11 protein-coding genes, 3 rRNA genes and 1 pseudogene are annotated in these 22958 nt (G+C 69.7%); 13 read left to right on the plus strand and 2 right to left on the minus strand.

What is annotated here, in order from left to right; all coding sequences use genetic code 11:
- Positions 1-26: 26 nt before the first annotated feature.
- Together BLU95_RS21320 and BLU95_RS21325 are read right to left on the minus strand one after the other, a co-directional pair.
- Complete coding sequence (locus BLU95_RS21320) at positions 27-2357, minus strand: sigma-70 family RNA polymerase sigma factor (RefSeq protein ID WP_231977714.1); 2331 nt, start codon at positions 2355-2357, stop codon at positions 27-29.
- A gap of 334 nt (positions 2358-2691) precedes the next feature.
- Positions 2692-3765, minus strand: a complete 1074-nt coding sequence (locus BLU95_RS21325; protein WP_093861434.1) for a TetR/AcrR family transcriptional regulator — start codon at positions 3763-3765, stop codon at positions 2692-2694.
- 532 nt (positions 3766-4297) lie between these two features.
- Between BLU95_RS21325 and BLU95_RS21330 the strand changes: the two genes are divergently transcribed.
- The 13 genes and pseudogenes from BLU95_RS21330 (at position 4298) to pstB (ending at position 22840) form a co-directional block, all read left to right on the plus strand.
- A complete protein-coding gene (locus BLU95_RS21330; protein WP_093861435.1) occupies positions 4298-5692 on the plus strand; it encodes an NAD(P)/FAD-dependent oxidoreductase in 1395 nt (464 codons plus the stop codon).
- A gap of 173 nt (positions 5693-5865) precedes the next feature.
- Positions 5866-7323: pseudogene (locus BLU95_RS21335) on the plus strand (SpoIIE family protein phosphatase); the annotation flags it as partial.
- Between the two features lie 571 nt (positions 7324-7894).
- A 16S ribosomal RNA gene (locus BLU95_RS21345) occupies positions 7895-9418 on the plus strand.
- A 283-nt stretch (positions 9419-9701) separates the two neighbouring features.
- A 23S ribosomal RNA gene (locus BLU95_RS21350) occupies positions 9702-12823 on the plus strand.
- 86 nt (positions 12824-12909) lie between these two features.
- Positions 12910-13026 (plus strand): 5S ribosomal RNA (gene rrf, locus BLU95_RS21355).
- The 16S, 23S and 5S rRNA genes sit together here, the layout of an rRNA operon.
- Before the next feature lie 73 nt (positions 13027-13099).
- Positions 13100-14116 (plus strand): mycothiol synthase, encoded by a 1017-nt coding sequence (gene mshD, locus BLU95_RS21360; RefSeq protein ID WP_093861438.1) that lies wholly within the window; start codon positions 13100-13102, stop codon positions 14114-14116.
- Positions 14117-14435: 319 nt separating this feature from the next.
- Positions 14436-16613: an RNA degradosome polyphosphate kinase gene (locus BLU95_RS21365; RefSeq protein WP_231977716.1), complete on the plus strand. Its 2178-nt coding sequence runs from the start codon at positions 14436-14438 to the stop codon at positions 16611-16613.
- Between the two features lie 240 nt (positions 16614-16853).
- Complete coding sequence (locus BLU95_RS21370) at positions 16854-17939, plus strand: CHAD domain-containing protein (RefSeq protein WP_093861439.1); 1086 nt, start codon at positions 16854-16856, stop codon at positions 17937-17939.
- 16 nt (positions 17940-17955) lie between these two features.
- On the plus strand, positions 17956-18435 hold the full coding sequence (locus BLU95_RS21375; protein ID WP_093865027.1) for an NUDIX hydrolase: 480 nt from the start codon (positions 17956-17958) through the stop codon (positions 18433-18435).
- Between the two features lie 243 nt (positions 18436-18678).
- Positions 18679-19815: a phosphate ABC transporter substrate-binding protein PstS gene (gene pstS, locus BLU95_RS21380; protein WP_093861440.1), complete on the plus strand. Its 1137-nt coding sequence runs from the start codon at positions 18679-18681 to the stop codon at positions 19813-19815.
- A gap of 149 nt (positions 19816-19964) precedes the next feature.
- The gene (gene pstC / locus BLU95_RS21385; RefSeq protein ID WP_093861441.1) at positions 19965-20942 is read left to right on the plus strand and encodes a phosphate ABC transporter permease subunit PstC; all 978 of its coding nucleotides are present in this window, start codon (positions 19965-19967) and stop codon (positions 20940-20942) included.
- Entirely contained in the window at positions 20939-22015 is a 1077-nt protein-coding gene (gene pstA, locus BLU95_RS21390) for a phosphate ABC transporter permease PstA (protein ID WP_093861442.1), read from the plus strand. The genes pstC and pstA overlap by 4 nt, the downstream gene beginning before the upstream one ends.
- 48 nt (positions 22016-22063) lie before the next feature.
- Positions 22064-22840 (plus strand): phosphate ABC transporter ATP-binding protein PstB, encoded by a 777-nt coding sequence (gene pstB / locus BLU95_RS21395; RefSeq protein ID WP_093861443.1) that lies wholly within the window; start codon positions 22064-22066, stop codon positions 22838-22840.
- The last annotated feature ends 118 nt before the right edge of the window (positions 22841-22958 follow it).

Genomic DNA, 22958 nt, shown 5'->3' on the forward strand with positions numbered 1-22958 from the left:
GCGGAGCACCGGCCCCGGGGCCCGCTTCAGACGCACCTGAAGCGGGCCTCGGCCCAGTCGGCGACGTTCAGCGCCGACCGGACGCCGTGCGCCGGCAGCACCACCAGCCGGATCGAGGTCTGACCGCCGAGCGGCACGTGCACCGGCACCGCCGGGTCGCCCGCCCGCAGCGTGCGCGAACTCCACAGCGTCCGCCCGTCACCGCCCTGCACCGAGAAGACCACCCCGCCGACGGCGAGGGTCAGGTCGTCCATCCCGGCCACCGCGTCGAAGGACGTGCAGCTGCGGTTGAGGTCGATCACCGTGGCCGCGGGCGCGTGCACGCTGAGGCCGTGGCGGTGCTCGGCACCGGCGACGGAGACGCTCTCCCGCTGCCAGAACCAGTCGCTGCCGTTCTCCCGGATGCTCGGCCGCGGCGGCGGCACCCGGTGGGGGGACGACCTGACCACCGGCAGGTCGTCGGCCCAGAAGTCGGTCGGCGCCGGCGGGGTCGGGACCGCCGTGGGCGGCGTGGTCGGCAGGCTCGGCGTCACGGTGGGCGTCGGCACCACCACTTCGGGCACGGGCGGCAGCGGCAGCTCGGGCGTCGGCGGCGGGGTCGGCACCGGCACGGCCGGGACGGTCGCGGGCGGGGTCGGGGTGGGCGTGGGCTTCGGCGTCGGTGCGGGTTCCGGCGGCGCGGGGGCGGGCGAGGGGGCCGCCGCGGTCGGCGTCGGTGCGGGCGTCGGCACCGGCCGGGGCGCGGCGGCGGGCGAGCGGGGCGCGGGCGGCGCCGGGACCGGTTGCTCCACCGGTACCGGAGCAGGGCTCTCCGGGGCGGGCGGCGGGGCCGGTTCCGGGGCGGGCGGCTCGGGCTCGGCGGACGGCGGCGCGGGAACGGCCGGCGCGGAGACCGGGGGAGCGGCCACCGGGGGCCTGGGCTCGGGTGCGCCGGTGAGCGCGTACGCGGCGACGGCGGCGGCCGCCACCGCGACCGCGGCGGCGATCCCGGCCTTCGCGGCGGTGCCCAGCCCCTCCGCGGCGGCGCCCGCGGCACCCCCGCCCCCACCGGAGGCCCCGGCTCCCGCACCGCCCGCGGCCCCGGCACCGGCCGCGGCTCCGGCACCGCCCGTCGTTCCGGTCGCGGCACCGGCCGCTCCTCCGGCGGTGCCGCCCGCCGTGGCGGCCGCGGTCCCGGCGGCCGCGCCGCCCACCGCCGCCACTCCGCCGACGGCGGCCGCGGCGGCACCGAAGCCGCCCGCGCCGATCCAGACCAGCACCCCGCCGGGCAGCAGCGCGCGCAGCCCGTGGTTGATCTCGGACAGCTCCAGGCACGCGGCCGTGCACCGGTCGCACTCCTTGAGGTGCCGGCCGACCTCCGCCGAGGCGCGCTTGCGCAGCGAGCCGCGCGCGTACGCGCCGAGCCGGTTGGCGTACGCCTCGCAGTCCCGGTCCTGACTGCCCGAGACGTGCGCCTGGAGGAAGCCGGCGGCGAGCCGGTCGCGGGCCCGGTGGGCCTGGACGGCGGTCGCGTTGGCGGTCTTGCCGAGCATCACCGCGACCGTCTTGGGGGACTCCCGTTCGACCTCGGTGTGCCAGAGCACCATCCGGTCGTCCTCGGGGAGTTCGGCGTAGGCCTGCATCACCATGCGCTGGTCGGCCAGCGCCATCGCCCAGGCGTCGGCGCCCGGGTCGGCCAGATCGAGGTCCACTACGGCGGCCGAGGTCTGCGCGAACACGCTGAAGTCGTCAACGAGTTGCTCGCGCCGCTCGCTGCGGGTCCAGGCCGCCGCGACGTTCCGGACCGCGGTCAGCAGATAGGCGCGGACGGCGAACTCCGGTCCCTTGCCCGCCCGCAGCGCCTGCAGGGTACGGGCGAACACCTCGCCCGCCAGGTCCTCGGCGGTGAAGCTGTCCCGGCAGCAGGTCCGGGCGTAGCGGCGCACCGAATCCACGTGCCGTCGGTAGATCTCCTCGTAGGCGGTGTCGTCGCCGGCCCGCACGAGCGCGGTCAACTCGGCATCGGAGGGCGGTCGTTCGCCGTCGACGGGATCGGCCGGGGCCGGGACCGTGGGGCGCACGGGTGCCCCGATGCCGACGAAGGCCTCCGGGATGACTCCGCCGCGCCCGGCTGCGGCCTGTCCGGGGACCCGGCCCTGGGGGAGCGCGGCGGCGGAGGCGGAGAGGGTCTCGCGGCCGGGCATTCCGGCCTGGTCCGGCACCTGGCCCGTCGGCACGGGACCGGGAGCGGCCCCCGACCCGCCGCCGGGCGTGCCCGGGCCGGCGGCCGGACCGTCAGGACCCCGGTCGGGTCCGCCCCCGGCGGACCGCCCGAAGTCGAGGCCGTAGCCGTAGTCGTTCTGTTCCTCGGCGCTCACAACGGACCCCAGACTCCACGACAGCCCCCGTAGTGTGGCAGGGCGCGCGGGAGTGCGTGGGCGCACGATTCTCCGCCGCACGGCGCCGAGGGCGCGCGAACGGCGCGCATCGGGACATTGGCTCCAACCACGGGCAAAGGATGGCATAGCGCAGAGTTGGGCGGTAGCCGGAGCGGCCGCGACCCACTCTTCCGTGGGGCCGTCGCGGATCTGTTCGCCCCGCCCGCGGGACCCCGGGCGGCGTCGCCCGCCCCGGGCGAACGGCCCGCGGCCGTCCGCCCCCTTCACCAACCTCCTTGCCCGCGCCGGACGGTGGGTCCCGGTGCGGAACGGCTCAGCGGGCCCGCAGGCCGTCGAGCAGGATCTGGAGCAGCCGGTCGGAGGGGCCCTCGGCGGATTGACCGTCCGCCTGCGGGCCACCCGTCGGCTGCGGGGCGTCCCCGGGGACCGTCGACGCCGCGCCGGTTGCCGCGCCCGCCGCACCCACCACGACCGGACCGGCCGGTGGCGCGCCGCGCCAGGCGTGCACCGGTACCGACGCCGTCAGCACCAGCACCACGTCCGCGACGGTCACCCCGGGCCGCAGCTCGCCGGCCGCACCCGCACGCGCCACCAGGGCCGCGAGCAGTTGCAGCAGCAGCCGCGGGTCCGCGTCGGCCACCAGCGCCGCCAGCTCGCCCTCGGCCGCCGCGCCGACACCGGTACCGGTCCCGAGGGGCCCTCCGGCCGCCTCGCCCGGCACCTGACCGGACACCTCGCCCGGCAGCGGACCGCCGAGCGACCCGGGCAGCGAGCCGTACGCCGCACCGGGCAGGCCGGTCGCCGTCGGCTCGTACCGCGCGGAGCCGAACGCGCTGCCCGGCCCGACCGGGTCCGGCGAACGCTGCTCGGGCACCCGCCCCAGCTCCTCGGCGTACCGGAACGCCTCCGGCGGCAGCAGCCGCCCGGCACCGGTCGACACCGCGCGCGCCAGGTAGCCGGCCAGCGCCTCCCAGGCACCCGCGCCGCCGTACAGCGATTCGCGGGCCTGGGCGGTCAGCCAGGCGACCTCCTCGGCCGCGATCCGCTGGACCAGCACCTCCTTGCTGGGGAAGCGCCGGTACACCGTGCCCACGCCGACCCCGGCCCGTCGCGCCACCTCCTCCATCGGCGCGCCGTAGCCGAACTCGCCGAACACCTCACGGGCGGCGCGCAGCACGCTCTCGAGGTTCCGCCGCGCGTCGACCCGCAGCCGGGTGCCCGGGGAGGGGCCACCGCCCTGTGCCGCCTCGTTGCCCCGGTACGGGACGGCCGCGTACGCCGCCCCCGGGGACCCGGCGGCCTCGGCCGGGCCGCGTTGCTCAGGCACCACGCCCTGGCCGGGGTGTGCCGCACCCGATCGCCCCAACAGTCGCTCCTGTTCCATCATCCCAACTCTCCCCCGCAGGCATCCGGTTCCGGACCCTGTCGTCGCCCGCCCCTGCACCCCCCGGTGCAGCTACGCCTGAAAGAAATGACCGATGACCCATCGCTCGTGCCGCTGGTGCCGCCCGGGTGCCGCCCGGCCGCGGGTGCGGCCGCGCGCAGGTCCACCCGGACCCCGCTCCGGAGGGCGCCGCCGGGCCGATCGCTGCGATCGGGCCGGCGCGTCGGCGCCCGTTCGGGGCCCTGTCCGGGAACTACCCTTCCCCGGATCACGGTCCCGCAGTCGGGTTCTCCCGCCAACACTAGAACTGGCCGTAATGACCGATCCACGGTGCGTCGCCACCAGTTGACATGGCAGTGGCCGCGCCGCCACACAATCCGACCATAGTTCACCGCCGTTCGAGGCCGAAAGTGCGTCAGAAACTCACCCCGGCAGTACTTCTGTCCCCTTCGGGCCCCATCCGCCCCGTCCGCCACAGCACGGACGGTGGACAAGAGGGCTCCGGCGGTCCTTTATTGGTGGGCGTGATGGGGGCATGCCCGGTCGAAGGCGGGCCACGGAGCCCATCGACAGGAGGTGCGCCATCAGGATTCTGATCGTCGGCGGCGGGTGCGCGGGCATGTCGGCCGCGCTGCACCTCCAGCGCGGCCTGCGCGAGCGGATCCGCCGCGGCGAGGTCCACCTCACCCTGGTCGAGCCGCAGGCCTACCTCACCTACCACCCCCTGCTCGCCGAGGTCGCGGCCGGCACCATCGACCCCCGCCACGTGGTCGTCCCGCTCCGGCGCGAACTCACCGAGTGCAAGGTGCTCACCGCCCGGATCACCCGGATCGAGCACTCCTCCCGCCGGGCCTGGGCCGACGCGGCCGGCCGGGGCGAACCGCCCGCGCCGGTCGAGCTCCACTACGACGTCCTGGTGCTCGCCCCCGGATCGGTCTCCCGCACCGCCCCGGTACCCGGACTGGCCGAGCACGGACGGGGCTTCTCCACCGTCGGCGAGGCCGTCGGCCTGCGCAACCACGTGCTGGAACAGCTCGACCTCGCCGCCACCACCCGCGACCCGGCGCTCCGCCAGGCCGCGCTCACCTTCGTCTTCGTCGGCGCCGGCTACGCGGGCGTCGGCGCGCTGGCCGAACTGGAGGACATGGCCAGGTACGCGGTCCGGGGCCACCAGCACACCGTCCCCGAGGACCTGCGCTGGGTCCTGGTCGAGGCCACCGACCGGATCCTCACCGAGGAGTCCCCCGAGCTCGCCGCGCACACCCTCGCCCAACTGCGCGAGCGCAATGTGGACGTCCGCCTGCGCACCACCCTGGAGTCGGCCGCCGGCGGGGTGATGGCGCTCTCCGACGGCAGCCGGTTCGCGGCCCGCACCCTGGTCTGGACGGCCGGGGTCCGCCCCAATCCGCTGCTGCGCGACACCGACCTCCCGCTGGACACCGCCGGCCGGGTCCGCTGCCTGCCCACTCTTCAGGTGCTCGGTCCGGACGGCCGCGCGCTGCCCGGGGCGTGGGCCGCGGGGGACGGTGCGGCCGTGCCGGACCCGCACGCGGACGGGGCGCCGTGCGCGCCGAACGCCCAGCACGCCTTCGCCCAGGCCGAGCTGCTGGCCGCCAATGTGCTGGTGGCGCTGGACGGCGGCCCGCACGCGTCCGGCATCGCCGAGTACCTGCCGGGCCCGCCGGCCTGCTCCACCTCGCTGGGGCTGGGCCGCGCGGTCGCCCACACCCGGGGCGGCGGACGGCTCACCGGCCGCCGGGCCTGGTGGCTGCACCGGGCCCGCCATCTGCGCCGGCTGCCGAGCGGCGAGCGCCGGGTCCGGATCCTGGTGGACTGGGCGATGGCCGGACTGTTCTCCCGCGAGGTCGTCCCGATCGGCCGTCCCGAGCAGCCGGACCGGCCGGAGCCGGCCGACGGACGGCCGGTGTGAGCCGGGCCGCCGGCCCCGTCGCCGCCGCCCGCCCGGAGTACCGGCACCGGGCCGAGGCCGACCCGACGACCGCGCCGGGCGCGGACGACTTCCGGAATCGGGCCTCCGCCTGACAGGATCTGCCCGACCGAGTCATTACCCCGTGTGCTGACGAGTGCACGAAAAGTGATGATATGCCTGGAACCCGAGGAAGCGGCCGTCGTTTGAACCTCATGCGCTGGAGCGCCCGGCTCACCGGAGTCCCGTGGCGTGCCACCCCGCCGTCCGGGGCCGGCACCGACCGCGGCACGCCGTCCGGCGACGCCGTCGTGGTGCCCGGCCCCCGCGACCCCACCAGCCCCACCGGCCCGGTCGACATCCCGGACGCCCTCGACCCCACCGGCGTGCTCGACCCCCACCGGCCCCAGGACCTGCGCGAGGTCCTCAACCGCATCCCGGCGCCGGTCGCCGTCACCTACGGGCCGCTGCACCAGCTCGGCTACGCCAACCGCGCCTACCGCGAACTCTTCGGCGAACGCCCCACCGGCCTGCCCGCCTGCGACGCGCTGCCGGAACTCGGCACCCTCGGCGTGCTGCCCCTCATGGACCAGGTGATCCGGGGCGGCAGCCCGCGCAGCGTCAAGGCCCGCTGCATCCTCGGCCTCACCGGCAACCGCTACTACAACGTGTCCTGTGTGCCGCTGACCCGCGACCCCCGCGACCCGGCCCCGACCTCGCCGCCGGACCCGGCCGGATCCACCCCCACGAGTGCCCCCGACCCGGCCCCCACCCCCGTCGACACCACTCCCAAGGGTGACGACCCCACCTCCGGCGTCCTCATCTTCGCCGCCGAGGTCACCGACCAGGTCCTCGCGGCCGCCCGGCTGCGGGAGTCCGAACGCCGCCAGCGCGAGGCCGCCGTCACCCTCCAGCGCAGCCTCCTCCCGCAGAAGCTCGACCAGCCCGCGGACCTCCGGGTCGCCGCCACCTACCAACCGGGCGGGGCCGAGGCCGCGGTCGGCGGCGACTGGTACGACGTGATCGCCATCGACGGCGGCCGCACCGCCCTCGTGATCGGCGACGTCATGGGCCGCGGCCTGCGGGCCGCCGCCGTGATGGGACAGCTGCGCACCGCCGTCCGCGCCTACGCCCGCCTCGACCTCCCGCCGCACAAGGTGATGAGCCTGCTCGACGGACTCGCCATGGAGATCGACGCCAACCAGATCGCCACCTGCACCTACGCCGTCTGGGACCCGCAGCGCCGGACCCTCGGTTACGCCTCCGCCGGCCACCTCCCGATGCTGCTGCGCTGTCCCGACGGGACCGTGCTGCGCAGCGAGGAGCAGAACGGACCGCCGCTGGGCACGGGTGGCGGGGTCCACCTCTCGCACACCCTCCGCCTGCTGCCCGGCACCACCGGCGTCCTCTATACGGACGGTCTGGTCGAACGCCGGGACGAGGACATCGACCAGGGCCTCGACCTGCTCGCCCGCACCCTCACCGGCGCGGTCGGCGCCCCGGACGTGGTCTGCGCCCGGCTGCTCCGGGCCATGGGCGTCACCTCCGAGCACGACGACGACGTCGCGGTCCTCGCGTTCCAGCTCCCGGCGGAGGAGGAGTCCCCCGAACGGACACCGGCGCTTGACGTGGTCTCCCAAGAGGTCTAGTGTTCTTCGAGCTGCCTGGCTGGGAGCACCGGACACGCATCGGCGCGGACGGTCCCGGGGCAGCCAATCCTCTGAAACACCACCTCTTCCCGTTTCGGGCCGAGGCGTGTCGTTATTTCTTTCGATACGTTCCGGCTCAGGGTCTATTCGGTGTGCCTGTTTTCGGGGATTGCGGCCGGATTCGCTTTTCGGAGCGGGGATCGGCTAGAGTTTGAAACGTCGGACGGGGCGTCAAGCCGCAGAAGACACCAGCGAGTTGGATGTAGGAAGCGCCGGGAACGGCACGGAAAACATCTGATAAGCTGGGAACACGAAAGAACGAAGCGCCCGGAGGGCCGGTGTGAAAGCCGCCCGAAGGAAGTGTCCGCTCCTTGAGAACTCAACAGCGTGCCAAAAGTCAACGCCAGATATGTTGACATCCCCGGCCTCAGGGTTTCCTGGGGTTGGAGATTCCTTTTGAAGTAAAACACTAGCGAGGACGCAGTGCGCGGGGCCGCCCTATTCCGGTGGTTGCCGTGCCGCTCGACGCGAGTGCTGACCCGATTACGGGTAATCATTCACGGAGAGTTTGATCCTGGCTCAGGACGAACGCTGGCGGCGTGCTTAACACATGCAAGTCGAACGGTGAAGCCCTTCGGGGTGGATCAGTGGCGAACGGGTGAGTAACACGTGGGCAATCTGCCCTGCACTCTGGGACAAGCCCTGGAAACGGGGTCTAATACCGGATATGACCCGGGACCGCATGGTCCTGGGTGTAAAGCTCCGGCGGTGCAGGATGAGCCCGCGGCCTATCAGCTTGTTGGTGGGGTAATGGCCTACCAAGGCGACGACGGGTAGCCGGCCTGAGAGGGCGACCGGCCACACTGGGACTGAGACACGGCCCAGACTCCTACGGGAGGCAGCAGTGGGGAATATTGCACAATGGGCGAAAGCCTGATGCAGCGACGCCGCGTGAGGGACGACGGCCTTCGGGTTGTAAACCTCTTTCAGCAGGGAAGAAGCGCAAGTGACGGTACCTGCAGAAGAAGCACCGGCTAACTACGTGCCAGCAGCCGCGGTAATACGTAGGGTGCGAGCGTTGTCCGGAATTATTGGGCGTAAAGAGCTCGTAGGCGGCCTGTCGCGTCGGATGTGAAAGCCCGGGGCTCAACCCCGGGTCTGCATTCGATACGGGCAGGCTGGAGTGTGGTAGGGGAGATCGGAATTCCTGGTGTAGCGGTGAAATGCGCAGATATCAGGAGGAACACCGGTGGCGAAGGCGGATCTCTGGGCCATTACTGACGCTGAGGAGCGAAAGCGTGGGGAGCGAACAGGATTAGATACCCTGGTAGTCCACGCCGTAAACGTTGGGAACTAGGTGTTGGCGACATTCCACGTCGTCGGTGCCGCAGCTAACGCATTAAGTTCCCCGCCTGGGGAGTACGGCCGCAAGGCTAAAACTCAAAGGAATTGACGGGGGCCCGCACAAGCAGCGGAGCATGTGGCTTAATTCGACGCAACGCGAAGAACCTTACCAAGGCTTGACATATGCCGGAAACGTCCAGAGATGGGCGCCCCCTTGTGGTCGGTATACAGGTGGTGCATGGTTGTCGTCAGCTCGTGTCGTGAGATGTTGGGTTAAGTCCCGCAACGAGCGCAACCCTTGTTCTGTGTTGCCAGCATGCCTTTCGGGGTGATGGGGACTCACAGGAGACTGCCGGGGTCAACTCGGAGGAAGGTGGGGACGACGTCAAATCATCATGCCCCTTATGTCTTGGGCTGCACACGTGCTACAATGGTCGGTACAAAGGGCTGCGATGCCGCGAGGCGGAGCGAATCCCAAAAAGCCGGCCTCAGTTCGGATTGGGGTCTGCAACTCGACCCCATGAAGTTGGAGTTGCTAGTAATCGCAGATCAGCATGCTGCGGTGAATACGTTCCCGGGCCTTGTACACACCGCCCGTCACGTCACGAAAGTCGGTAACACCCGAAGCCGGTGGCCTAACCCGTAAGGGGAGGAGCCGTCGAAGGTGGGACCAGCGATTGGGACGAAGTCGTAACAAGGTAGCCGTACCGGAAGGTGCGGCTGGATCACCTCCTTTCTAAGGAGCAATGTGCCGCTTGCAGGCGAATGTTCTGCACGGTCGCTCATGGGTGGAACGTTGACTATTCGGCACACTTGGTTGGCATCCGCCAGTACTGCTTCGGCGTGGAAGACGGATTGTTGATCGTGTGTGTCGGGCACGTTGTTGGGTCCTGAGGGAACGGCCGTCATGGTCGTTGCTTCAGAGATGCCGGTCTCATGTGCGGCAGCCTGCTTGCGGGTTGTCGGGTATGAGGGACTGGTCGTTGTTTGAGAACTGCACAGTGGACGCGAGCATCTGTGGCCAAGTTTTTAAGGGCGCACGGTGGATGCCTTGGCACCAGGAACCGATGAAGGACGTGGGAGGCCACGATAGTCCCCGGGGAGCCGTCAACCAGGCTTTGATCCGGGGGTTTCCGAATGGGGAAACCCGGCAGTCGTCATGGGCTGTCACCCATACCTGAACACATAGGGTATGTGGAGGGAACGCGGGGAAGTGAAACATCTCAGTACCCGCAGGAAGAGAAAACAACCGTGATTCCGGGAGTAGTGGCGAGCGAAACCGGATGAGGCTAAACCGTGATGGTGTGAGACCCGGCAGGGGTTGCCATCACGGGGTCGTGGGATTTTTCTTGACCGGTCTGCCGGCCGGTCGGCGAGTCAGAAACCGTATGGATAGTCGAAGGACATGCGAAAGGTCCGGCGTAGAGGGTAAGACCCCCGTAGGCGAAATCTGTACGGCTCGTTTGAGAAACTCCCAAGTAGCACGGGGCCCGAGAAATCCCGTGTGAATCTGGCGGGACCACCCGCTAAGCCTAAATATTCCCTGGTGACCGATAGCGGATAGTACCGTGAGGGAATGGTGAAAAGTACCGCGGGAGCGGAGTGAAATAGTACCTGAAACCGTGTGCCTACAAGCCGTGGGAGCGTCGGACATGCAGCTTGCTGTGTGTCTCGTGACTGCGTGCCTTTTGAAGAATGAGCCTGCGAGTTTGCGGTGTGTAGCGAGGTTAACCCGTGTGGGGTAGCCGTAGCGAAAGCGAGTCCGAACAGGGCGATACAGTTGCATGCCCAAGACCCGAAGCGGAGTGATCTAGCCATGGGCAGGTTGAAGCGGAGGTAAGACTTCGTGGAGGACCGAACCCACCAGGGTTGAAAACCTGGGGGATGACCTGTGGTTAGGGGTGAAAGGCCAATCAAACTCCGTGATAGCTGGTTCTCCCCGAAATGCATTTAGGTGCAGCGTCACGTGTTTCTTGCCGGAGGTAGAGCACTGGATAGGCGATGGGCCTCACCGGGTTACTGACCTTAGCCAAACTCCGAATGCCGGTAAGTGAGAGCGTGGCAGTGAGACTGTGGGGGATAAGCTCCATGGTCGAGAGGGAAACAGCCCAGAACACCGACTAAGGTCCCTAAGCGTGTGCTAAGTGGGAAAGGATGTGGAGTCGCAGAGACAACCAGGAGGTTGGCTTAGAAGCAGCCACCCTTGAAAGAGTGCGTAATAGCTCACTGGTCAAGTGATTCCGCGCCGACAATGTAGCGGGGCTCAAGCACATCACCGAAGTCGTGTCATTGCAGCATGAAGGGCCAACGCCTGCTGTGATGGGTAGGGGAGCGTCGTGTGCCGGGTGAAGCGGCGGTGGAAACCAGTCGTGGACGGTATACGAGTGAGAATGCAGGCATGAGTAGCGATACAAGAGTGGGAAACTCTTGCGCCGATTGACCAAGGGTTCCTGGGTCAAGCTGATCTGCCCAGGGTAAGTCGGGACCTAAGGCGAGGCCGACAGGCGTAGTCGATGGACAACGGGTTGATATTCCCGTACCCGCTTTGAAGCGCCAACGCTGAACCAGGTGATGCTAAAGCCGTGAAGCCGGCCCGGAGTCTTCGGACAATGGGACGTGGTGGAGCCGCTGAACCAAGTCTGTACTAGGTGAGCGATGGGGTGACGCAGGAAGGTAGTCCAGCCCGGGCGGTGGTTGTCCCGGGGTAAGGGTGTAGGGCGTTGTGTAGGCAAATCCGCACAACAATAGCCTGAGACCTGATGCCGAGCCGATTGTGGTGAAGTGGATGATCCTATGCTGTCGAGAAAAGCCTCTAGCGAGTTTCATGGCGGCCCGTACCCCAAACCGACTCAGGTGGTCAGGTAGAGAATACCGAGGCGTTCGGGTGAACTATGGTTAAGGAACTCGGCAAAATGCCCCCGTAACTTCGGGAGAAGGGGGGCCATTCCTGGTGACGGCACTTGCTGCCAGAGCTGGGGGTGGCCGCAGAGACCAGCGAGAAGCGACTGTTTACTAAAAACACAGGTCCGTGCGAAGCCGTAAGGCGATGTATACGGACTGACGCCTGCCCGGTGCTGGAACGTTAAGGGGACCGGTTAGCTCTGATTCGTCGGGGCGAAGCTGAGAACTTAAGCGCCAGTAAACGGCGGTGGTAACTATAACCATCCTAAGGTAGCGAAATTCCTTGTCGGGTAAGTTCCGACCTGCACGAATGGCGTAACGACTTCTCGACTGTCTCAACCATAGGCCCGGTGAAATTGCATTACGAGTAAAGATGCTCGTTTCGCGCAGCAGGACGGAAAGACCCCGGGACCTTTACTATAGCTTGATATTGGTGTTCGGTTCGGCTTGTGTAGGATAGGTGGGAGACTTTGAAGCCGTGACGCCAGTCATGGTGGAGTCGTCGTTGAAATACCACTCTGGTCGTGCTGGATGTCTAACCTGGGTCCGTGATCCGGATCAGGGACAGTGTCTGGTGGGTAGTTTAACTGGGGCGGTTGCCTCCTAAAGAGTAACGGAGGCGCCCAAAGGTTCCCTCAGCCTGGTTGGCAATCAGGTGTTGAGTGTAAGTGCACAAGGGAGCTTGACTGTGAGACTGACGGGTCGAGCAGGGACGAAAGTCGGGACTAGTGATCCGGCGGTGGCTTGTGGAAGCGCCGTCGCTCAACGGATAAAAGGTACCCCGGGGATAACAGGCTGATCTTCCCCAAGAGTCCATATCGACGGGATGGTTTGGCACCTCGATGTCGGCTCGTCGCATCCTGGGGCTGGAGTAGGTCCCAAGGGTTGGGCTGTTCGCCCATTAAAGCGGTACGCGAGCTGGGTTTAGAACGTCGTGAGACAGTTCGGTCCCTATCCGCTGTGCGCGTAGGAGTGTTGAGAAGGGCTGTCCCTAGTACGAGAGGACCGGGACGGACGAACCTCTGGTGTGCCAGTTGTCCTGCCAAGGGCATGGCTGGTTGGCTACGTTCGGGAGGGATAACCGCTGAAAGCATCTAAGCGGGAAGCCTGCTTCGAGATGAGCACTCCCACCTCCTTGAGAGGGTAAGGCTCCCAGTAGACGACTGGGTTGATAGGCCGGATATGGAAGCCCTGTGAGGGGTGGAGTTGACCGGTACTAATAGGCCGAGGGCTTGTCCTCAGTTGCTCGCGTCCACTGTGTTGTTCTGAAACAACGACCCCCGGTTCCTGGCCAGGAACCGGGTGCGGTCGACAGTTTCATAGTGTTTCGGTGGTCATAGCGTGAGGGAAACGCCCGGTTACATTCCGAACCCGGAAGCTAAGCCTCACAGCGCCGATGGTACTGCAGGGGGGACCCTGTGGGAGAGTAGGACGCCGCCGAACAATCATTGTGAAGAACCCCCGTCGGGAAACCGGCGGGGGTTCTTTGCGTTGGCCGTTGACGTATCGTCAGGGCATGGACGAGCGAACGGCAACAACGGGCGACGCGACCACGGTCATCGCCTCCGACGTACTGCGGCCGGCCCAGCGGGACGCGGCCCTCCGGGTTCTGGCGGAGGCCCAGGCCGTGGACGGCCGGGCGGCCGTGTCCGAGCAGGGACGGCTCCGCCTGCGTTCCCCGGAGACGGCCCGGGCCGGAGTGACACACTTCCTCGCGCTCGCCGGCCCGGACGCGGACGCGGCGGGTGTCGTCGGCTACGGCCAGCTGGAGGTGCCGGACAACGGCGGGGCGAGCCCGGCCGCCGAGCTCCTGGTCGCTCCGACCGACCGGGGCCGGGGCTTCGGCCGTCCGCTGGTGGACGCCGTACTGGCCGAGGCCGGCAAGGCCGGCCGGGACCATGTCGACTTCTGGGTGCACGGTGGCCACCCGGCGGCCCGGCACCTGGCCGATGCCTACGGTGCCGAGCTGGTCCGCGAACTGCGGCAGATGCGCCGGACCGGGCAGCAGACCGAGGAGGCCGCGCTCCCGGCCGGGATCGAGTTGCGGACCTTCCGCCCCGGCGAGGACGACGCCGACTGGCTCCGGCTGAACGCGCTCGCCTTCGCCCACCACCCGGAGCAGGGCTCCTGGACCGCGGAGGACCTCGCCGACCGGCTGGCCGAGCCCTGGTTCGACCCGGCCGGCTTCTTCCTCGCCACCCGCGACGGCAGGCCGGTCGGCTTCCACTGGACGAAGGTGCACCCGGCCACCGCCACAGAGCCCGAGCTCGGCGAGGTGTACGTGGTCGGCGTGGACCCGGCGGAGCAGGGCAGCGGCCTGGGCCGGGCGCTGACCGCGGCGGGCCTGCGTCATCTGACCGGCCGCGCCGCCGGGGAGCGGGGGCTGGACACTGTGCTGCTGTACGTCGACGCGGACAATCCGGCGGCGGTGCGGGTGTACGAACGGCTCGGGTTCACCGTCCACGAGATCGACCTGATGTACCGGGCCGGAGTCGGGTCGTCCGGGTCCGTTCCGCCGCCCCTTTCCGCGTAACGGAGAGTGACGGTCGAAAAAGGGCGCCCCGGCGCCGCCTAGCGGAGAGAAGGAGGCCGCGGCAACGGTTGTGCACCCGGTGCCGCGGCACTGACCGCCTCAGCTTTCCTCCTGGCCATGCGGTGTTTACCGTGGATTCAATTAATGCCGCGAAGATCACAGGATGAAGTCCGTAGTGTCTCGCTCGTGCAGCGTCGGCCGACACGTGGCCGGTGCTGTGGCGACCGCGCCGGGTGGGTGGGCGCTGGTGACGGGCGAGGGCGACGGCTCGAAGAGCATTTCGTGTCCGGACGCCGTCCTGCTGGAGGAGCTGGAGCCCATGAGCATCCCCCGCCCCGTCCCTGCCCCGCCCTCCCCACCCGCGCGGTTGTCCAGCGCGCTGGGGATACCGCCGGAGCCGACCGTCGCCGACGAGCAGGACGTCGAGGAACTGCCGCAGGGCCGCTTCCTGGACCGTGAGCGCAGCTGGCTCGCGTTCAACGAACGGGTCCTGGAACTGGCGGAGGACCCGGAGATCCCGCTGCTGGAACGCACCAAGTTCCTGGCGATCTTCGCGAGCAACCTCGACGAGTTCTTCATGGTCAGGGTGGCCGGCCTCAAGCGCAGGATCGCCACGGGTGTGGCCCAGCGCAGTGCCTCCGGCCTCCAGCCGCGCGAGGTGCTGGACCTCATCTGGACCCGGTCGCGCGAGCTGATGGCCCGCCATGCCGCCGCGTTCCAGCAGGAGGTGCTGCCGGACCTCGCGGCCCAGGGCATCGAGGTGGTCCGCTGGTCGGAGCTGGCGGAGAAGGAGCAGGCGCGGCTGCACTCGCTGTTCCGGCAGAAGATCTTCCCCGTGCTCACCCCGCTGGCGGTGGACCCGGCGCACCCCTTCCCCTACATATCGGGGCTCTCCCTCAATCTGGCCGTCGTCGTGCGCAACCCGGTGTCCGGGCACAAGCACTTCGCCCGGGTGAAGGTGCCGCAGTCGCTCGCCCGCTTCCTGGAGGCCTCCCCGCAGCGGTACGTGCCGCTGGAGGACGTCATGGGGGCGCATCTGGAGGAGCTCTTCCCGGGGATGGAGGTGCTCGCCCACCACGCGTTCCGGGTCACTCGCAACGAGGACCTGGAGGTGGAGGAGGACGACACCGAGAACATCCTCAAGGCCCTGGAGAAGGAGCTGATGCGGCGGCGCTTCGGCCCGCCGGTGCGGCTGGAGGTCGAGGAGTCGATCGACCCCTACATCCTGGACCTGCTGGTGCGGGAGCTGAACATCACCGAGGCGGAGGTCTTCCCGCTGCCCGGCCCGCTCGACCTGACCGGGCTGTTCGGTATCGCCGGGCTGGACCGGCAGGAGCTGAAGTACCCGAAGTTCGTGGCGGGCACCGCGCGCGGCCTGACCGATGTCGAGTCGGCCTCGCAGCCGGACATCTTCGCCGCGATGCGCGAGCGGGACGTGCTGCTGCACCACCCGTTCGACAGCTTCTCCACCTCGGTGCAGGCCTTCCTGGAGCAGGCCGCCGCCGACCCGGACGTGCTGGCGATCAAGCAGACGCTGTACCGGACCTCCGGGGACTCGCCGATCGTCGACGCGCTGATCGACGCGGCGGAGTCCGGCAAGCAGGTGCTGGTCCTGGTCGAGATCAAGGCGCGCTTCGACGAGCAGGCCAACATCAAGTGGGCCCGCAAGCTGGAGGAGGCCGGCTGCCACGTGGTCTACGGCCTGGTCGGGCTGAAGACGCACTGCAAACTGTCGCTGGTGGTCCGGCAGGAGGGTGACACCCTGCGCCGCTACTCGCACGTCGGCACCGGCAACTACCACCCGAAGACCGCCCGGCTCTACGAGGACCTCGGTCTGCTGACCTCGGACCCGCAGGTCGGTGCGGACCTCTCGGACCTCTTCAACCGGCTCTCCGGCTATTCGCGCCGCGAGTCCTACCGCCGGCTGCTGACCGCGCCGCGGGGGCTGCGGGACGGTCTGGTGGGGCGGATCCACAACGAGATCGCCAACCACCGGGCCGGGCGTCCGGCGCACGTGAAGCTCAAGGTCAACTCGATCGTCGACGAGGCCGTGATCGACGCGCTGTACCGGGCCTCGCAGGCCGGGGTGCCGGTGGACGTGTGGGTGCGCGGCATCTGCGCGATCCGGCCCGGGGTGCCGGGACTGAGCGAGAACGTCCGGGTGCGCAGCATCCTGGGGCGGTTCCTGGAGCACTCGCGGGTCTTCGTGTTCGGCAACAACGGCGATCCGGAGGTGTGGATCGGCAGCGCCGACATGATGCACCGCAACCTGGACCGCCGGATCGAGGCGCTGCTGCGGATCACCGACCCGGCGCACCGGGCCGAGCTGTCCGGGCTGCTGGACCTCGGGATGTCGGACGAGACGGAGTCCTGGCACCTCGGGGCGGACGGGTCCTGGACCCGGCACGCCCAGGACGCCGACGGCAAGCAGCTGCGGCACGTCCAGGACCTTCTCATCGACTCGCGTCAGCGCCGTCGGGCCGTCGCGGCCAGATGAGTGCCGGTCGCCGCCACGACCCCGCTGACGCCGGACGTGACGACGTGAGCCGCGACACCGCGCGGCGTGCCCGCACCGGACCGAACGGTGCGGGCCACGCCGCCGGGGGACACGACGGCACGAGATTCGACGACGCGACCGCGCGACCCACCGACGCGAGCCGCTGAGCGGTAGGGACCCGCTGAGCGGTCGGCCACCAGCCCCGGGGACGGCCCCGGGGGAACGGGGATCTACCTAGCCATGACCGAAGCGCCGATGACGGCCCAGGCGGCCTCGACCGCGACCGCCGGGGACATCCTCTCCAGCCATCTCACCGGCCTGGCGGGCGCGTTCCTGCGCGCCCTGCCGCTGGCGGTGGGCGAGGTCGGCGCGAGACCGGGTGCGGCGCCGGTCCCTTCCGCGGGCACGGGGGACCTGCTGCGGGCGGTGCGGCGGATCGGGGGGCTGCTGCACACCTTCGGCGCGGCCTTCGAGCCGGGCTGGGTCCAGGAGTCGCGCACCGAGTTGTCCTGGCTGCTGAACCTGCTGGCGCTGGAGCCCGGGCTGGTGCGGCGGTCGGCCCGGCTGCTGGGCGCGCTGGACGGGCTGAGCGGCAGCGAGACGGAGGGGCCGGGCATGCTGGCCGGTCACGCGGGGGCGCCCAAGGCGCGGGCGCTGCTGGACCGGCAGCTGACCCTGGCCCGGACGAGGGCGCACTCGACGGTGCTGCAGGAGCTGCGGTCGGCGCGGCTGCACGCGCTGGCGGACCGGATGACGCTGCTGGTGGCGGACACGCCGCTGGCGAAGCCGGCCGAGGGCCGGGCCGGGGCGGTGCTGATGCCGCAGGCGGCGGCGGCGTTCGGGGCGCTGGCGGCGAGCACCCAGCTGCTGCCGTTGCAGCGGGCGGCGACGCCGTACGGCGGGGACGGGCTGCGTCGGCTGGGGTCGGTGCCCAGTGCGCGGGGCGCGCTGGACGCGGACGCGGCGCTGGCCGCGGACGACGCGCCGTGGCACCGGACCCGGGTGCTGGTGAAGCGGGCCCGGTACGCGCTGGAGGTGTGCGGGCGGCCGTCGGCGGTGCTGGACGACCTGGACCAGGTGCTGCTGCGGCACCAGGAGGCGTCGGAGGCGGCGGTGACGGCGGCGACGGCGGCGCGCACGCCGCGGATCACTCCGGCGACGGCGTACGTGCTGGGCGTGGTGCACGCCGATCAGCGGCTGGAGGTGGAGGCGGCACGGTACGCCTTCGGCCGGCGCTGGCCGGAGCTGCCGCCGGGGGCGGAGGCGTGGCTGGAGCTGCCACCGGCCGAGGGCTGGGGGTCGGCGCCGGAATCGCGGACGGCCTGAGGTGGGCGGGCGGCCGGTGCCGGCGGACCGGTGGCCGGTCGGCCGTGGGCCGGTGGTGCTGGCGGCGGGGGCGGTGCTCTGGCTGCCGGGGCGGCCGAAGCGGAGCGGGCGGCTGGGCCGGCCGCGGCTGGCGGTGATCCACCGGCCGAAGTACGACGACTGGAGTCTGCCGAAGGGGAAGCTGGAGCCCGGCGAGAGCGTGGTCGAGGCGGCGCTGCGCGAGGTGCGGGAGGAGACCGGGTTCTCCTGCGTGCTGGGGGCGGAGCTGCCGACCCAGCACTATCTGGCGCAGGGCCGGCCGAAGGAGGTCCGGTACTGGGCGGCGGTGCCGACGGAAGGGTCGTTCCGGCCGAACCGGGAGGTGGACCTGTTGGAGTGGCTGCCGGCCGGGAAGGCGCGGGCGCGGCTGACCCATGAGCGGGACCGGCGGTTGGTGGACGCGCTGCTGGCGTTGCTGGGGGCGAAGCCGGTGAGGTCGCGGGACCGGGAGTCGTGAAGGAAGAGTGGAAGTGATCTTCCCGCGCTCTTGCCGTGACGCAACCGTTACTACCTGGCCTAGTTTCCTGTCATCCGTCCGAGGTTCACTCTGCGTTCACTTACGACCGGCTGACGCGTCACCTGCCCGGCTTACTTTCGGTATCACCGGCGGGCCGAACGGGCCCCGGACCTCAGCAAAACCCGTGCTGCGTCGTGCTTGCCACGACCCGCGCGTCGGGCAATGCCACAGAAAGGGACACCTGTGAAGCTCCAGCGGAACGGCCGCTCCAAGGCCCTCGCGATCGGTGCCATGGCGCTCGTCAGCTCGCTGTCGCTCGCGGCCTGCGGCTCGGACGATAACAACACCACCGCGTCCACCGGCGCCAGCGGCTCCTCCGCCGCGGCCCCGGCGATCGACTGCGGCCCGAAGCAGGCCCCCCTGGTGGCCGCGGGCTCCACCGCCCAGGGCAACGCGATCGACATCCTGAAGAACAACTTCGGCGCGGCCTGCAAGGACACCACCATCAACTACGGTGGCGGCGGCTCCGGTGCCGGTGTCCAGCAGTTCAACCAGGGCAAGATCCAGTTCGCCGGCTCGGACTCGGCGCTGAAGCCGGCCGAGGTCGACGCCAGCAAGGCCGTCTGCACCGGTGGCCAGGGCATCAACCTGCCGGTCGTCGCGGGCCTGATCTCGATCGTCTACAACGTCGAGGGCGTCGACAACCTCGTCCTGGACGGCCCGACGGTCGCGAAGATCTTCGACTCGCAGATCACCAAGTGGAACGACCCGGCCATCGTCGCCCTGAACCCGGGTGCCAAGCTGCCGGACGCCGACATCCAGGCGTTCCACCGCACCGACGACTCGGGCACCACCGAGAACCTGACCAAGTACTTCGCCAAGACCTCGGGCGGCGCCTGGTCCTACCCGGCCAGCAAGGCGTGGGCGGGCAAGGGCGGCCAGGGCGCCAGCGGCTCGGCCGGTGTCTCGGCCCAGGTGAAGCAGGTCAAGAACTCGGTCAGCTACGCCGAGCTGTCGTTCGCCCAGACCAACAACCTGAAGAGCGCCGCCATCAACACCGGTGCCGCCAAGCCGGTCGAGGCCACCGCGGTCAACGCCGCGAACACCTTCGCCAAGGCGCAGATCGCCGGCACCGGCAGCGACCTGGCGCTGACCCTCGACTACGCGACCAAGGACGAGGGCTCCTACCCGCTGGTCCTGGTCACCTACGAGATCGTCTGCGACAAGGGCAACAAGGCCGACACGCTGGACGCCCTGAAGGCCTTCCTGGGCTACTCCATCAGTGACGCGGGCCAGAAGGCGATCGGCGACGCGGGCTACGTCCCGCTGCCGAAGGAGCTGACCGGCAAGGTCACCGCCGCGGTCAAGGCCCTCGCCTGATCCAGTAGCACCCTCCGCTGGGGCGGCCCCGTGAACGAGGGGGGCCGGGGCCGTCCCCAGCGGAACGTACCGACGTACGCACCACGTCCGGGGCACCGCCGCCATGGTGCCGCCCCCTCGGGGCCGCACCACCAGACCGGAGTAGACCAATGACTTCAAACACCCCTGCCGCCCCGCCCGGCGGGGAGCGCCGCCGGCGCGACAGCCGGGTCGGCGACAAGATCTTCATGAACCTGTCCCGCGGGTCGGGCATCCTGCTGCTGGTGGTCATGGCCGCCATCGCGGGCTTCCTGACCTGGCGCTCGGGCATCGCCCTGAGCAAGAACGAGGGCAACTTCTTCACCACCTTCGAGTGGACGCCGGACGCCCCGAAGCCGGTCTTCGGCATCGCCGTCCTGGTGTTCGGCACCATCGTCAGCGCGACGATCGCGATGGCGATCGCCGTGCCGGTGGCGATCGGGATCGCGCTGTTCATCTCCCACTACGCCCCGCGCCGGATCGCCCAGCCGTTCGCCTACCTGGTGGACCTGCTGGCGGCCGTGCCCAGCATCATCTACGGCCTGTGGGGCGCGCTCTTCCTGGTTCCGCACCTGGAGGGCCTGACCAGCTGGATGGACGACTACCTCGGCTGGACGTACATCTTCGACCAGTCCCGGGCGACCACCCCGCGCAACCTGTTCACCGTCGGCATCCTGCTGGCGATCATGATCCTCCCGATCATCACCGCGGTCAGCCGTGAGATCTTCCGGCAGGTGCCGCGGATGCACGAGGAGGCCGCGCTCGCGCTCGGCGCGACCCGCTGGGAGATGATCCGCACCGCGGTGCTGCCGTTCGGCCGCCCGGGCATCATCTCGGCCTCGATGCTCGGCCTCGGCCGCGCGCTCGGCGAGACCATCGCGGTCGCCATCGTGCTCTCCTCCAGCAGCGTCCTCTCGCTGCACGTGCTCGACCCGGGCGGCGGCACCTTCGCGCAGAACATCGCGCTGAAGTTCAGCGAGGCCCAGCCCTTCGGCCGGGACGCGCTGATGGCCTCCGGTCTCGTCCTGTTCGTCATCACCTTGCTGGTGAACGGTGCCGCGCGCCTGATCGTGGCCCGCCGCAAGGAGTACTCGGGGGCCAACGCATGAGCGCCGCAACGACGTCGGTCCCGGCGGACGCCCGTCCGCTGGGCCGTCCACTGACCGCCAACCGGCTGCCCAAGTGGGCCCCGGCCGCCACGGCGGCCGGCTCCATCGCCCTCGGCTGCGGCATCGGCGCGGTCGGCGGTCTGGAGAGCAAGCTCCAGTGGGGCCTGATCTCCGCGATCCTCTTCGTGGTCATCGGCTACGTGCTCTCGGCGCAGGTCGAGGGCCGCCGCCAGGCCAAGGACCGGCTCGCCACCTCGGTGGTCTGGGTCGCCTTCATCCTGGCCGTGATCCCGCTGCTCGCCCTGACCATCTACACCGTCCAGCAGGGCGCCAAGGTGGTGGACGGGAACTTCCTGTCCCACTCCATGCGGGGTGTGCGGGCCTCCGGCCCCGGCGGTGGTATCTACCACGCGCTGATCGGCACCCTGCAGCAGGTCTTCCTGGCCAGCCTGATGGCCGCCCCGATCGGCCTGCTGACCGCCGTCTACCTGGTCGAGTACGGCCGGGGCAAGCTGGCCAAGGCGGTCACCTTCTTCGTCGACGTCATGACGGGTGTCCCGTCGATCGTCGCCGGTCTGTTCATCCTGTCCGTCTGGAACCTCGCCCTCGGCTTCAACTACTCCGGCTTCTCGGGCAGCCTCGCGCTGGCCATCCTGATGCTGCCGGTCGTGGTCCGATCCACCGAGGAGATGCTCAAGCTCGTTCCGAACGAGCTGCGCGAGGCGTCGTACGCGCTCGGCGTGCCGAAGTGGAAGACGATTCTCCGGATCGTCATCCCCACCGCCATCGGCGGCATCACCACCGGTGTGATGCTCGCGGTCGCCCGCATCACGGGTGAGACCGCACCGGTGATGCTGCTGGTCTTCGGCGCGGACTACATCAACAACAACCCGTTCGACGGGCCGCAGCAGTCGCTGCCGATGTACATCTGGCTGCAGTACTCCCAGGTGAACAACCAGTACGGCTACGCCCGTGCCTGGGGTGCCGCGCTCGTGCTGATCGCCTTCGTGATGGGGCTCAACCTCATCGCCCGGGGCATCGCCCGCTGGCGTTCGCCCAAGGCCGGGCACTGAGCGACCGACTGACGTACGACGACGAAGACTGAGAGAAGACGAACGATCATGGCCAAGCGCATCGACGTCAGCGGACTGTCCGCCTACTACGGCTCCACCAAGGCCATCGAGGACATCTCGATGGCGATCGAACCCCGCTCGGTGACGGCCTTCATCGGCCCCTCCGGCTGCGGCAAGTCCACCTTCCTGCGGACCCTCAACCGGATGCACGAGGTGATCCCGGGCGCCCGCGTCGAGGGCAAGGTGCTCCTGGACGACGAGAACCTGTACGGCACCAGCGTCGACCCGGTCGCCGTCCGCCGCTCGGTCGGCATGGTCTTCCAGCGTCCGAACCCGTTCCCGACCATGTCGATCTACGACAACGTGGTCGCCGGTCTCAAGCTCGCGGGTGTCCGCAAGAAGTCCGTGCTGGACGGCGTGGTGGAGAAGTCCCTCCAGGGCGCCAACCTCTGGAACGAGGTCAAGGACCGGCTGAACAAGCCGGGCGCCGGCCTCTCCGGCGGTCAGCAGCAGCGCCTCTGCATCGCCCGCGCCATCGCGGTCGAGCCGCAGGTCCTGCTGATGGACGAGCCCTGCTCGGCCCTCGACCCGATCTCGACCCTCGCCATCGAGGACCTGATCGGCGAGCTGAAGTCCCAGTTCACCATCGTCATCGTGACGCACAACATGCAGCAGGCGGCCCGCGTCAGCGACCGCACCGCCTTCTTCAACCTGGCCGGCGTCGGCCAGCCGGGCAAGCTGATCGAGCTGGACGACACCCAGCGGATCTTCTCCAACCCGTCCGTGCAGGCGACCGAGGACTACATCTCCGGCCGCTTCGGCTAGACCGCCGGACCGCGCGGGCAGCGCGTCACAGGCTGCTTCGCGGTGCTGCATGGCGGTGCCGCCGCGAAGCATGAGAAGGGCCCGCCCCCGGTCTCCGGGGGCGGGCCCTGTCGCGTCG

It is taken from the genome of Streptomyces sp. TLI_053, assembly GCF_900105395.1.
Classification (GTDB): domain Bacteria; phylum Actinomycetota; class Actinomycetes; order Streptomycetales; family Streptomycetaceae; genus Kitasatospora.

Excerpts from the sequence above, each read along its gene's own strand:
- BLU95_RS21370 (WP_093861439.1), top strand. The coding sequence starts at position 16,854 with ATGACCGAAGCGCCGATGACGGCCCAGGCGGCCTCGACCGCGACCGCC.
- pstC (WP_093861441.1), top strand. The coding sequence starts at position 19,965 with ATGACTTCAAACACCCCTGCCGCCCCGCCCGGCGGGGAGCGCCGCCGG.
- BLU95_RS21365 (WP_231977716.1), top strand. The coding sequence starts at position 14,436 with ATGAGCATCCCCCGCCCCGTCCCTGCCCCGCCCTCCCCACCCGCGCGG.
- BLU95_RS21330 (WP_093861435.1), top strand. The coding sequence starts at position 4,298 with ATGCCCGGTCGAAGGCGGGCCACGGAGCCCATCGACAGGAGGTGCGCC.
- pstA (WP_093861442.1), top strand. The coding sequence starts at position 20,939 with ATGAGCGCCGCAACGACGTCGGTCCCGGCGGACGCCCGTCCGCTGGGC.
- mshD (WP_093861438.1), top strand. The coding sequence starts at position 13,100 with ATGGACGAGCGAACGGCAACAACGGGCGACGCGACCACGGTCATCGCC.
- BLU95_RS21325 (WP_093861434.1), bottom strand. The coding sequence starts at position 3,765 with ATGATGGAACAGGAGCGACTGTTGGGGCGATCGGGTGCGGCACACCCC.
- pstB (WP_093861443.1), top strand. The coding sequence starts at position 22,064 with ATGGCCAAGCGCATCGACGTCAGCGGACTGTCCGCCTACTACGGCTCC.